This is a genomic window from Pirellulales bacterium (assembly GCA_035499655.1).
GTDB lineage: Bacteria > Planctomycetota > Planctomycetia > Pirellulales > JADZDJ01 > DATJYL01.
In genome coordinates this window covers 1-12,343 of record DATJYL010000089.1, presented here as the reverse complement: position 1 = coordinate 12,343, position 12,343 = coordinate 1, and the positions used below count along the sequence as shown (strand labels likewise).

General features: G+C 56.9%; 9 protein-coding genes. 6 read left to right on the top strand and 3 right to left on the bottom strand.

What is annotated here, in order from left to right:
- Both VMJ32_06425 and VMJ32_06420 read right to left on the bottom strand, forming a co-directional pair.
- Window positions 1-403: ABC transporter ATP-binding protein (locus VMJ32_06425; protein HTQ38642.1), on the bottom strand; the 403-nt coding region annotated here is incomplete at its 3' end.
- A gap of 143 nt (window positions 404-546) precedes the next feature.
- The gene (locus tag VMJ32_06420) at window positions 547-2,499 is read right to left on the bottom strand and encodes an ABC transporter ATP-binding protein (GenBank protein ID HTQ38641.1); all 1,953 of its coding nucleotides are present in this window, start codon (window positions 2,497-2,499) and stop codon (window positions 547-549) included.
- A gap of 201 nt (window positions 2,500-2,700) precedes the next feature.
- Between VMJ32_06420 and VMJ32_06415 the strand changes: the two genes are divergently transcribed.
- The 3 genes from VMJ32_06415 to VMJ32_06405 all read left to right on the top strand — a co-directional run bounded on the left by VMJ32_06415 (window position 2,701) and on the right by VMJ32_06405 (window position 7,228).
- The gene (locus VMJ32_06415; GenBank protein ID HTQ38640.1) at window positions 2,701-4,152 is read left to right on the top strand and encodes a phospholipase D-like domain-containing protein; all 1,452 of its coding nucleotides are present in this window, start codon (window positions 2,701-2,703) and stop codon (window positions 4,150-4,152) included.
- A gap of 292 nt (window positions 4,153-4,444) precedes the next feature.
- Window positions 4,445-6,172 (top strand): hypothetical protein, encoded by a 1,728-nt coding sequence (locus tag VMJ32_06410; protein ID HTQ38639.1) that lies wholly within the window; start codon window positions 4,445-4,447, stop codon window positions 6,170-6,172.
- 258 nt (window positions 6,173-6,430) lie between these two features.
- Window positions 6,431-7,228 (top strand): hypothetical protein, encoded by a 798-nt coding sequence (locus tag VMJ32_06405; GenBank protein ID HTQ38638.1) that lies wholly within the window; start codon window positions 6,431-6,433, stop codon window positions 7,226-7,228.
- Window positions 7,229-7,321: 93 nt separating this feature from the next.
- On the opposite strand, the gene tsaB is transcribed toward VMJ32_06405, so the two are convergent.
- The gene (gene tsaB, locus VMJ32_06400; GenBank protein HTQ38637.1) at window positions 7,322-8,059 is read right to left on the bottom strand and encodes a tRNA (adenosine(37)-N6)-threonylcarbamoyltransferase complex dimerization subunit type 1 TsaB; all 738 of its coding nucleotides are present in this window, start codon (window positions 8,057-8,059) and stop codon (window positions 7,322-7,324) included.
- Between the two features lie 308 nt (window positions 8,060-8,367).
- Between tsaB and VMJ32_06395 the strand changes: the two genes are divergently transcribed.
- From VMJ32_06395 to VMJ32_06385, 3 genes are all read left to right on the top strand, one after another.
- The gene (locus VMJ32_06395) at window positions 8,368-9,120 is read left to right on the top strand and encodes a metallophosphoesterase family protein (protein ID HTQ38636.1); all 753 of its coding nucleotides are present in this window, start codon (window positions 8,368-8,370) and stop codon (window positions 9,118-9,120) included.
- A 163-nt stretch (window positions 9,121-9,283) separates the two neighbouring features.
- Window positions 9,284-11,695, top strand: coding sequence for a membrane protein insertase YidC (yidC, locus tag VMJ32_06390; GenBank protein HTQ38635.1), 2,412 nt, complete (start codon window positions 9,284-9,286; stop codon window positions 11,693-11,695).
- Between the two features lie 89 nt (window positions 11,696-11,784).
- The coding region (locus tag VMJ32_06385; protein HTQ38634.1) for a tRNA uridine-5-carboxymethylaminomethyl(34) synthesis GTPase MnmE at window positions 11,785-12,343 on the top strand (559 nt) is incomplete at its 3' end.

Sequence of the window (12,343 nt, the reverse complement as noted above, 5' to 3'; positions counted from 1 at the left end):
GGTGATAAAAGCCCATCGGCATGGTTTGCAAATGAGCGAAGATGTGATTGCGCAGATCGAACACGACGGCCTCGCCCAATTCCAGGGCCAACCGCTGGCGATAGTGCATGACCCATTGCGTGGTAAGGGCCAGAAGGGTGAAAGCCAGCATGCCCCACAGCACACCGGCCACATTGCCGGCAGTGACGGGCCCCTTGATGACAATCCACAAAATCCAAGTCAGCGCCGGGAGTTGAATCGACCGGATGACGACCAGGGTCAGCAGCCAATTCCGCTTGGATGCATAGGGCCAGGTGTAACTGAACAGCCGGCGAATGAGGGCCAGCTCCAGCGGGCGCATATCGACTTCACGCTCGTCATGATGGCCAAGCCGCGTGAGTGTGCGTGCGGGGGAGTAGGACATGCGATAGGAGTGAGTGGTGTGGAAGTGAGGGGTGAGCTGGAAAAAATCCTAATGACCAAGCATCAATGACCAATGTGGTTTGTGGTCCCCTGTGCTTTGTCCGTAGCCTTTGGTCATTGATGCTTGGGAATTGGTCATATTTCTCATGCGGCTTTCTCATCTCCGGAGGAAGATGTGGCGGCGGCGAGTTCCCAGTCGGCTTCGTTGGTTTGCAGCGAAGCGGCTTCTAAATAATGACCGTCCTGCTGCATCAATTGTTCGTGCGTGCCGGATTGGACAATGCGGCCTTCGTCGAGAACTAATACCCAATCCGCTCGGCGCAGAGTGCTAAGCCGATGGGCCACGACAAAAGTGGTGCGGCCCTGCATGGCCTGTTCCATGGCGAGCATGATTTCGTGCTCGGTTTCTGGGTCGACGGCCGCCAAGGCGTCGTCGAGAATTAAAATAGGCGGCTCCAGTAGGATCGCCCGTGCGATCGCCAGCCGTTGGCGCTGCCCGCCGCTGAGGTTGGAACCGTACTCGCCAATGACAGTGTCGTAACCGTGCGGCAATTGGACGATGAACTCTTCGGCGGCGGCAATTTTGGCGGCGCGCTGGATTTGCTGAGGCGTGGCTTCGGGATGTCCGAAGGCGATGTTCGCGGCCACGGTGTTGCTGAACAAAAAACTTTCCTGAAACACCAGGCCGACGTTGCGGCGGAGTTGATCGAGATCTAAATCGCGGACGTCGAGGCCGTCGATCAGGACGCGGCCGGCGGTGGCGTCGTAAAATCGCGGAATCAGGCTGAGCAGCGCGCTTTTGCCGACACCGGTGGCGCCGACGACGGCAATGCACTGGCCCGGCCGGGCTTCGAAATCGATTTTGCGGAGCACGGGGGCATCGGCGCGGTAGCCGAAATCGACGTGTTCAAAACGAACGTACCCTTTGGCCCGCGTGAACGGGACCGGGTGGGGCGGGTTTTGCACTTCCAGGGGTGCATCGAGCACTTCGAACACACGCTGAGCACCGGTCAGGCTGGCTTGGATGCTGTTGGCAATGTTCGTGACCTGGCTGACTTGATTGGCGAACTGCTGCAGCAAATTGGCAAACACGAACAAGCCGGCGCCCAGCGGCAGGTTGCCCTTCACAACGAGATAACCGCCGTAGCCCAGCAGCACGATCATGTTGATTTGCGTGAGAAATCCCATCACCGGCTGAAACATGCTCAGCCGCCAAAAGATTTTCTTCTTTTGGTCCATGACGGCGCGGCTGGCGGCGGTGAATTTTTCGATTTCCTCCTGCTGGCGGCCGAAGCCTTTCACCACTTGGACGCCCTGCACGTTTTCGGACAGCGTGAGAATAAGTTGATCGACGAGGGCGCTGTTCTTCATATACTCGGGCCGAACGGATCGCGAGAACAAGATGGCGCCGTACCACAACAGCGGCGTGGTGGCCAGGCAAGCCAGGGTCAAGGGGACGTTGACCGAAAGCATGTAAGCCAAATAGACTGCCAGCGAGAGGAGAACGGTCAGCACTTGGAGGATGACGCCGTCGACAAATTGGCGGACTGCTTGGACATCGCCGGCCACACGGTTAATGATCGAGCCGCTTTGATTGGCGTCGAAAAACCGAAAACTGAGCCGCTGGAGCTTGTCGTAGACCTGGCTGCGCAGTCGAATGACGATGCGCTGCACCAAATTGGAAAGGGTGACGGCGCTACAGTATCGCAGCGCGGCATGCACCAGCGCCAGGACTGCAATGGCGGCGGCAATGGCGCCGACCACGGCCAGCGGCGGCCAAGTTTGGGGCGGCTGCAAACCCAGCGGCCAGCGGGGAGTAACGGCGGCTGAGGGATCGACCCGGCTGCGGATGAAGTCAATGCCCAAACCGGTGAGACCCAATTGCGACAAAGAGAGAACCACCAACAGCACCTGCTGAGCGAGCACGACGAGGCAACCGGCTCGGTGTCGCCATCCCAAGCCGAGCAGGCGGCGAATGAGGAGCCAATTCGAGGGTGAGGATTGCGAGAGGCGACTCAACGTGGTGACAGCGGGCGAAAGTTGGAAAGCGAAGGCGGGGCGGCAGCGAGGGGGGGACCAGCGGCCGAGAAAGTTCACAATGCATTATAGCAACTTCGGCGGCAACGAATCCGGCGTGTGCGGAGAAAACAGTTTCCGTTACATTTTCCGATGGTAGACAATGATGGACAAAATGAAAAATTACCAAAGTTCGCGAAGGGGGGAAACATCGGTTGTCTGAGACGAGTTTTCTAATTCATTTCTAATGCGAACCGACGTTGCTTTGGCCCGGGGATGAGCATGGAGCATTTTTTTCAGCATTTTTGGCCGCACATTACCACGGCAGCGGTATTGATTGTGGAACTGCTGGCCGCCGGGCATGCGGTGCTGTACAAACGCGACACGCGGGCCACGATTGGCTGGGTGGGGCTGATTTTGCTGACGCCGCTGTTGGGGGCGGTGCTGTATTGGACGTTCGGCATTAACCGAATTCACCGCCGGGCAAGATTGCGTCGCAGCGGCGAAACGGGCGCTGAGCCCGCGGCCAAGGAACACGCCGCGCCGCCGGAGTTGGTGGAAAAGACTTTAGGACGGAAAGGAGAGCACTTTGAGCGGCTGGTGGAACTGGTCGGAAATGCAACCGAGCGACCGCTGCTAGTGGGCAATAAAATTGAACCGCTGGTGGGAGGAGACGAAGCATATCCGGCGATGTTGCAGGCCATCGACGGCGCCCAGCGGTCGATTTCGCTGGCCAGTTACATTTTTGACAATGACCGGGTGGGTAAATTATTTTCTCATGCGCTGAGCCAGGCCCAACAACGGGGCGTGGAAATTCGCGTGCTGATTGACTACATTGGCGCGCGGTACACGTTTCCGACGATTGTGCATGCGCTGCGTGAAGCCAAGGTTCGGACGGAAACATTTATGCGCTCGCTGGTGCCGGGTTACTTCGCGTATTTCAATTTGCGAAGTCACCGCAAGATCATGGTGGTGGACGGCACGTTGGGATTCACCGGAGGCATGAATATCCGCGAAGGATGTTGGCTTTCGGAGCATCCGAAACAGCCGACGAAGGATCTCCATTTTCGCGTGCAGGGACCGGTGGTGACGCAATTGCAGGAAGTGTTTTCCGAAGACTGGGTGTTTAGCACGGGCGAAGTCCTGAAAGGGGAATTGTGGTATCCGCCGCAAGCAGCGGCCGGGGAAACGCTGGCGCGGGGCATTGCCTTTGGACCGGACGAAAGCAAAGGGATTATTGGGCTAACGTTGATCGGCGCTGTGGGCGTGGCGCAACGAAAAGTGTCGATTGTGACTCCCTATTTTCTGCCGGACGAGGCGATTGTGTCGGCGCTGAATGTCGCGGCCATGCGCGGCGTGGAAGTCAACATTGTGCTGCCGCAAAAGGGGAATCTGATCACCGTACAGTGGGCCATGCAGGCCACGCTATGGCAGGTATTGCAACACGGATGCAAAGTCTGGCTGACGCCGCCGCCGTTCGATCACACCAAGTTGATGGTGGTCGACGGAATATGGACATTATTGGGCTCCAGTAATTGGGACCCGCGCAGCCTGCGGTTGAACTTTGAATTTGACGTGGAATGCTACGACCGTGAGCTGGCGGGGCAAATCGATGGCCTGGTCGCAAAACTGATGTCAGCAGCGCGGTCCATCACGCTGGCCGATGTTGATGCCCGCAAACTGCCGGCACGTCTGCGGGACGGTATTGCAAGACTGGCGTCGCCGTATCTGTAAACCATTGCGAGATAAAGATTTTTATCGCGTTGGATGGTGCCTAGCAAAAATTCCAAATTGTGAAACTGGGCAATCTATGTGATCCATTGGCTTTTTAAGAAGAGGGCATTAGCTGGAACACCCCACCATTGCCAATATCTCCGGCCATGCTGACCAATCGGTAAATTTTTTTTATCTTCACCACCTTATCATCTTCGAGGTGTGGCGATATACTCGTGCCGTCGCCCGCTATGCACACTACGGACAAGGAAATCTGGCAAGGCATTTTACCTTAGACAATTGGAGATGGGCCATGAAGTCGCAACGCAAGTTAAAGAGCAACCGCTGGGGCTTTGAACAATTGGAATACCGCCAAATGTTGGCGGGCAATGTTACGGTGGGACCCGACCCGAGCGACAGCAATCGATTGCTGATCATCGGCGACAACAGCGCGAATGTGATTACGGTGACCCAAACCGCGGCGAATACGTTCAAGGTTACCGGCGCCGGAACGAATATTATCGGCGCCCAGCCAGTCAGCAACATCACGGATGGGATTTTCATCGATATGATGGGGGGCAACGATTCCGTCACGGTCAAGAATATGACCGTTAATGGTGACACCGACGGCATCAGCTTAGGAATTCTGTTGGGTGCCGGAACCGATGCCCTGGTGATGTCCAGCGTGACAACCGAATACGCCTGCGGCATTGACGGCGGAGCCGGAGTGACTGCCGTGGCCATCAACAAATGCACCTTCGGTTACGATTTGGGCGTTCATACCTATGACAGCGCGGATGCCGTGGCAATTACCAACTCCACGGTTTACGGGGCGCTGACCGTTCAGCTTGGCAATGGCACCAACGCACTCACGATGGTGAGCGACAAAGTGCTAAAACTCAGTGACGGTGGCGGCGGCACGCCGTCGGAAGGCTTTAGTGACGAATTCGATGTGCTGATATGTGCCTTCGATCCGGAGATCGACTGCGGCGCCTATATTAGCGGCGGCAGCGGCGTGGACGCCATTGCGATGACGAGCGTCACGATCAATTGCTTGACGGAAATCGATACCTGCAGCGGCGCCGACGCCGTGGTCATTAGCAATTCCTGCTTTGGCGATGCACCGGTTTCCGATCCTTCGGATTTGTGCTGGAAGGATTTTGAGGAAAGCGGCTTGTGCATTGAAACGGGCCTGGGAAGCGACGCCGTGGCGATTGCCAACACCACCGTTTACGGGTTCCTGCAAACCGACACTTCCGGCGATATTTGCTGCCCATGCTTCTGCTGGGGGGCAACGACCGAGGATACGCCTGATACGCCATCAACTCCGGTTGGCGACGGCAACGATGCGGTGTCGCTGGCAAATGTCAAAGTGCTGGGCTCGGAAGCGGCGCAAGTCCTGGAGTGCTGTTGCTGCTGCAGCAAGCACGAGATTCAATCTGTTACCAACGACGTTACGCCGGACACTAGCAGCGGCAGCTGGTGCTGCTGCTGCTGCGAGTTCTATGTGCTGGAAAGTGGCGTGCTGCTGGTTTACACCGGCAACGGGTCGGACGCGGTAGCGCTGGCCAAGGTGACCACCGATGCGGAAGCTGCAATTTACACCACGGACTATAGCAGCCTCGACGGGAACGATGCCGTGTCGATCGCGAATTCCAGCTTCAACCAGTGCGACCTGGAGTTGTGCTGTGGCCAACTACCATATGTTCAATCGGGCGGCTTAGTGATTGGGACGGGCTGTGGAAACGATGCCGTGGCAATTGCGAAAGTGAACGTGGTTGGTTCGGCCGACATTTGCACCGGCGCGGGAACCGATGCCGTGGCAATTAACGCCCTCGTGGCCGACTGCATTTTTGCGGATTTGGGACCGGGCAGTCATGACGCCTTGACGGTGACCAACAGCTCGGCGGACTACGCGGCGTTTTATGACGACGGTGGGTCGGGCGGCGTTTTTGTGCGGGCCCACAACCACTTCACCAATCAAACACCTCCGCCAGGCGTCACCGCCGGCAACGGTTTTCAATACGTGATTGGTTCGTGATTGGTTAAGAAGAGCGCCAACGGGTGAGGGCCATTACGCCACCGCCCGTTTTACAACGAAGAGTTTTGAATTAGCAGCGTGCTAGCTTCTCAATTTCCGCGATGGAATTGGGAAGCGGGCGCGCTGTTTTTTGTTGCAGCTTGCAGTTCTTTACAATAATCTCGACATCGCATATCGGACCGCTTGACGAGGAAAATATGCTTAGATAATTTGCAACTTGAGGCAAGGCATTATTCTTGGAATTACGAGGAATAAGCCATGAGAACAGCGAAGCTGTTGAAGATGCAACTTGGATTCGAGCGACTGGAAGAGCGGACCGTGCTGAATGGCACGGTAACCGTCGATAGCTTGACAACGAGTCCGGGAACATTGACCGTGGCCGGCGATAGCCAGAACAACGCGGTAATCATCCACCAAATTGGCAAGAACGTCGACGGGAATCCCATCATTCAAGTCCTGGGAGCCGGAACGAAGCTCAGCAACTTGGACACCGGCCAAACCGGCTATTCGTTCACCTTCGGGTCGACTGGCGGAGACGATATTACCGCCGTCGACATTGAAATGGGAGGCGGGAGCGACAGGGTCACGTTCACCAACACTACCGTGAGCGGTCCGATCACCGTGAACATGGATGATCCTGGTTCCGGCGGCTTCGGCGATGGAAACGACGTGTTGAGCATGTCGAACGTGCACACGACGGGTGACGTTATCAACATCAACTTAGGCAGCGGCACGAATGTGGCCACGTTGGTCAAGGTAAGTTCCGAGGGGGATTTCTCGCTGGATGGCGGCAATGGGCGCGATGTGGTGGCGCTGAATTCCGTGGCGTCGAATGCATCGGGAGAGCTGAACGATACGTTTTCCGTTGATCTTGGCGGGGGTCGGTTCAATACCCTGGCGGTCATCAATTGCTCGGACGGCAACGGCAACGGAGACGGCGAATTTGAAGACGATGGAACCAGCGGAATCATTACCGGCGTCGGCAATCATTTTGCAACCCAAACGATTATCGGCTTCCAGTTCCGATACGGCGATCTGAAACATGACCTCGCTTAGTTGCCAATCGCGGTTTGCTTAACAGCGGCGACACTTGTCTGAAAGTTGAAAATTCAAGCGAGAGTGATTTATAGCCCGGCCGGGATAGTCGGGCTATTTTTTTGGGCCGTTGTTCGCCGGGGCCGGCAAGGGTGCGCTGTTTTTTTCCGCCGCGTTTTTTTCCTCGGCAGCGCTGGGGCGAAAGTATTGCGGCGCCAGCGAGAAAACATTGTCGCGCCGGCCCGATTGAAATTGCCTCCAAGCGAGCAGACCGACGGTGGCGGCTTTGGGCATCCACAACTGGCGATCGATAATCACGACATCGTTGGGTAATTGGGAAGCCAGCTTCGATAATCCTGGCCCGCTAACGGCCTGTCCGGGTGATAATTGCGCCAGCCAGGCGGTGTTGTCTAAAAGCAGTGTTTGGTCGTGCGCTTGCCAGGCGCTCGGCGAGGCGCCATTTGACGGGCGAATAAATCGCTGGGCAAAAACTTGGTTTCGCTGGGCATCGATGAGGGCCCATAAATCGGTATTTTCGGGTGGCACCTGTGCGGCAATCACTTCCAGAGTATTGACGCCCAGCACTGCTGTCCCCACGGCATACGCGAATAGTTTGGCCGTGGTCACGCCGACGCGCAAACCCGTGAATGAGCCTGGCCCCACCGCCACGGCGACTAACTGCACATCGGCGGATTTCCAACCCACGGTCTGCAAGAGCAATTCGACGGCGGGCGCCAGTGACTGGGCGCTGCGCAACTGCGGGTCCAGATCAGTGCTGAACACGAGCCGGCCGTCGTCCAGGGCTGCCAAGCTGCCAGTGAGATCGATGGTTTCAAGAGCTAAAATACGCATCCGTCGGCGTGAGTGGTGAGAGTCGAGTCGGTGGTGGCGGTTGGATTGGAGCGGTGCGATTTTGCGCAATATGAGAATGTGGGTCGCCAAGAAAAACGGTGGGCTTCGGCCAAATCGGCCCCGGCGGTAAGGTGCGACGCAACTGCCTATCGGGCAACGGCTTGACCGCGCTGGCCTCGGTTCGTAGACTGCCAGTTTAGCCTTGTCGGCGGCGACAAGATAGAATGAATTAGCATCGCCGCTAATTCGGTGGGTCCTAAGCGGACACCGCCGTCGGTTCCTTTTTGTAATAGTCAGGTCCAGCGCGCGTGAAGCGAGCCCTCATCAGCGACATTCACAGCAATCTCGAAGGCCTGGAGGCCGTATTGGCTGACATCCGCGCCCAGGGGATCACGGAGATTTTTTGCCTGGGCGATATTATCGGTTACGGGCCCAATCCGCGCGAGTGCATTGACCTGGTGATGAATTGCAAAATGTGCCTATTGGGCAATCACGATCAAGGGGCCTTGTTCGACCCCGAAGGGTTTAACAGCGGCGCGGAACGAGCCATTTTTTGGACCCGCGAGCAATTGGAAAATCCGCGCGGCAACCCGGACGACAACGCCAAACGGTGGGAGTTTTTGGGCGAGCTTCCGCGGACCCACAAGGACAATGGTTTTTTGTATGTTCACGGTTCGCCGCGCAATCCACTGAACGAATACGTGTTTCCCGAGGACACCATTTGCAGCCCCAAGAAATTGGAGCGGAGCTTTGCGCTGGTGCAGCGGTGTTGTTTTCAAGGACACACGCACGTCCCGGGGGTGTTCACGGAGAGCATGAATTTTTTGAGTCCGGAGGAACTTAATTTCCAATACATGGTGGGCGCGGAAAAGGCGATGATCAATGTCGGTTCGGTTGGTCAGCCGCGCGACGGCGATCCGCGGGCCTGCTACGTGGTTCAGGAAGACGACAAAATTACCTACCGGCGGGTGGAATATCCGGCTGACAAAACGCGGCAAAAAATTCACGACATTCCGGAACTGGATAATTTCCTGGGTGATCGGCTACTGGAGGGCCGGTGAGCACAGGCCAAGGGTCGAAAGGTCGAAAAGTCAAAAGCCAAAGAGTCTGATGAAGTAAACACGGGCTCTTGGGGTTTCGACATTTCGACTTTCAGACCCTTTTATTTTTAGCAGCCGTATTGGCAAACGCACCACGCGGCATTATAGCGGTAAGGAATTCTTCGTGGAAAACCGACGTTTCATCATCTTCATCATCGGTTCGATCGCCATTCTGATAGCCAATTTTTGGTTTTGGTCGATCATTCACCCCCCGGCGCCGCCGCAACCCGCCGTGCAGCAAGCACAAAATAAGGGAGGGGCAGAAAAAAAAGCCGCGGAAAACAACGGAGCGGAGAAGGCGAAGGGGGAAGCGCAAAAGCCGAATGACGAAGTCGCTCCGGCTGCCGGGGAGGCTCGGGGCAATGTGGCCGAAGCGCCGGAGCCCGCCACGCAACATTTTACGCTGGGCTCGGCTGACACAAGCGATAAGAATCCGTACCGGTTGCTGGTCATGCTGACCAACCAGGGGGCGGCGGTGGAACGCATCGAGCTGAGTGATGCGAAGTATCGCGATCTGGAAAATCACAGTGGATATTTGGGACATTTGGCGGCGGAAAATGCTCCCGACGGCGCCAAAGTGAATGTGGTGGCGCCCGGCACACCCGCCGCAATTGCCGGGCTATTGCCGGACGACGTGATCAGTGCGGTCGACAAGCACCCGATTGCGGATGCCGACGGCCTGGAAAAAGCATTGAAGACGACTTCGCCAGGGCAACAAATTGAGTTGGCGGTTCTGCGCAGCGGGCAGCCGCAAACCATTTCAGTGACGCTGGGCACGCGGCCACTAGAAGTGGTGCGTCCGGAACTGTTCACGGCAGAGATGCAGATTCCGCAGCCGCTAGATATTGTGGCCGGCAGCGCGCACGATCCGCTTTCGTTTCTGTTCACGTTTTATCAAATCGATAAAAAAACTTTGGCGGATGATAAAACGGACATGAACGATAAACCCGCGGCTTCCGATGCGCTGGCAAGCCTGAACGCGGAATTGCCGGGCGTAAAGCTGCGATCGGCCAATTGGGAAGGAAAACAAATCGACGCCGATACGGTGGAATTCGCTCGCTCGTTGCCCAAATTGGAACTGGAAGTCGTCAAGCGCTACCGAATTGCGAAAGACAACGGCGACAAGCCGAACCAGCCGGCGTATCATCTGACGCTGGAAATTGAATTGCGGAATATCGGCAGCGCGGCGCATACGGTGTCGTATCAACTCGATGGCCCTACCGGCTTGCCCACCGAAGGCTGGTGGTACACCAGCCGGCCGTCGCGCAGTTGGGGCGGCATTGGCGTGCGCGATACGGCGTTGTTGTTGCAGGGAAAAGACCCGGCGCTGATTAGCCCCATGCTGACGGAATCCGGCAAGCTCGATCCGCCGTATCGGTCGGAAGACCCGGATGCCTTGTTGGTGTATGCCGGAGTTGACGCACAATACGTGGCTTCAGCACTGTTGCCGACGCCGCTGAAAGATCGCGAGCCGTGGCTGGCACAGATCAAGCCTATTTTAGTCGGTAAAATACCGACGGACCCGCACTATAAAACCTTGGGCGACGTTTCCTGCCGGTTGGTCAGCGTGAGCGAGACGTTGAAGCCGGGTGCCGCTCCGCTGGTTCACACCTACACGCTATTTGCCGGCCCGAAGCAGCCGGATTTATTGGCGCAATATCCGCTGTCGGGCGAACCGCAGGATAATCTCGGCGAGTTGGTTTATTATGGCTGGCCAATTTGGGCAGCGGTGGCCCGGCCGATGACGCATATTTTGCATTTTTTCTATGGCCTAGTTGGCAATTATGGGCTGGCGATCATCATGCTCACGGTGCTGGTGCGCGGCTGCATGTATCCGCTCACGCGCAAGCAAGCGGCCAGTGCGCAAAAAATGCAGGAGCTGAAGCCTGAACTGGACCGCATCAATGAAAAATATAAGGGAAAGGCAGAAGAAAAAACGCGAGCCATGCAGGAGTTGTACCGCAAGAACAATTTCAATCCGATGGCGGGCTGCATGTTGGCATTTGTGCAATTGCCGATTTTCATTGGCTTGTATCGATCGTTGATGATCAACATCGATTTGCGGCAGGCGCCGCTGTTGGGCAGCGCGATTCATTGGTGCTCCAATTTGGCCGCGCCCGACATGCTGTGGTACTGGAAAGACACGCCTCTGATTCCAACTTTCCTAACCGCTTACCGGGGCTTTTTGTCTCTGGGGCCGTACTTGAACATTTTGCCGATTTTCACGGTCACGTTGTTCATCATTCAACAGCAAATGTTTATGCCGCCAGCGACTGACGATCAAACCAGGACGCAGCAAAAAATGATGAAGTACATGCTGCTGTTAATTGCCTACGCCTATTACACGGTGCCCAGCGGACTGTGCTTGTACATTATTTCTTCCAGTATTTGGGGCATCGCCGAGAAAAAGCTGTTGCCCAAAACGAAAAAAAATCCTGACGGCACGCTAGCGACCGTGGGGAGCCGAGCGGGCACTTCTGCTTCCGGCAATGGCGCGGCAGCTCGGCGCGATCGAAAAAAGCAGCGCGGCAGATAACAGGCAAATCGGAAGAGAACGGCCCAAGGCGGCGCGGTGGAAGACAAACGCGAGTTGCGGCTTCGTGATTGGCTCTACTCTTTGTTGCCATGCTTACGCTTGACGACACCATCGCCGCTGTGGCTACGGCTCCTGGCGGGGCCGCCCGGGGAATTGTACGGCTGAGCGGGCCGCAGGCCGTGGAGATTATTTCGCGGTGTTGCCAGGCACTGGACAGCGCGATGGATTGGAAGCGATTGACGCAACCCACGGCGGTTGCGGGCAGCTTCATGTGCACATCATCGAGCGATTTGCCTTCAGATGCTCGATTGCTGCAACTTCCGGCCAACATTTTTCTGTGGCCCACGGCGCGGAGCTACACGCGGCAGCCGCTGGCGGAAATTCACACGCTGGGTTCGCCGCCGCTATTGCAGCTGGTGCTGCAAACCGTCTGCGCTGCGGGGGCCAGGCTGGCTCAGCCCGGCGAATTCACGCTGCGGGCGTTTTTGGCCGGGCGCATCGATCTGGTGCAAGCGGAAGCGGTGTTGGGAGTGGTCGAGGCGGCGGATCGCCGGCAGTTGCAGACGGCGCTTGCGCAGTTGGCCGGCGGATTGTCGCAACCATTGCAACAGCTCCGAGACGAGCTGCTTGATTTGCTGGCGGACTTGG

Coding starts and splice junctions, on each gene's coding strand:
- VMJ32_06415 (HTQ38640.1), top strand. CDS start 2,701: ATGGAGCATTTTTTTCAGCATTTTTGGCCGCACATTACCACGGCAGCG.
- VMJ32_06410 (HTQ38639.1), top strand. CDS start 4,445: ATGAAGTCGCAACGCAAGTTAAAGAGCAACCGCTGGGGCTTTGAACAA.
- VMJ32_06405 (HTQ38638.1), top strand. CDS start 6,431: ATGAGAACAGCGAAGCTGTTGAAGATGCAACTTGGATTCGAGCGACTG.
- tsaB (HTQ38637.1), bottom strand. CDS start 8,059: ATGCGTATTTTAGCTCTTGAAACCATCGATCTCACTGGCAGCTTGGCA.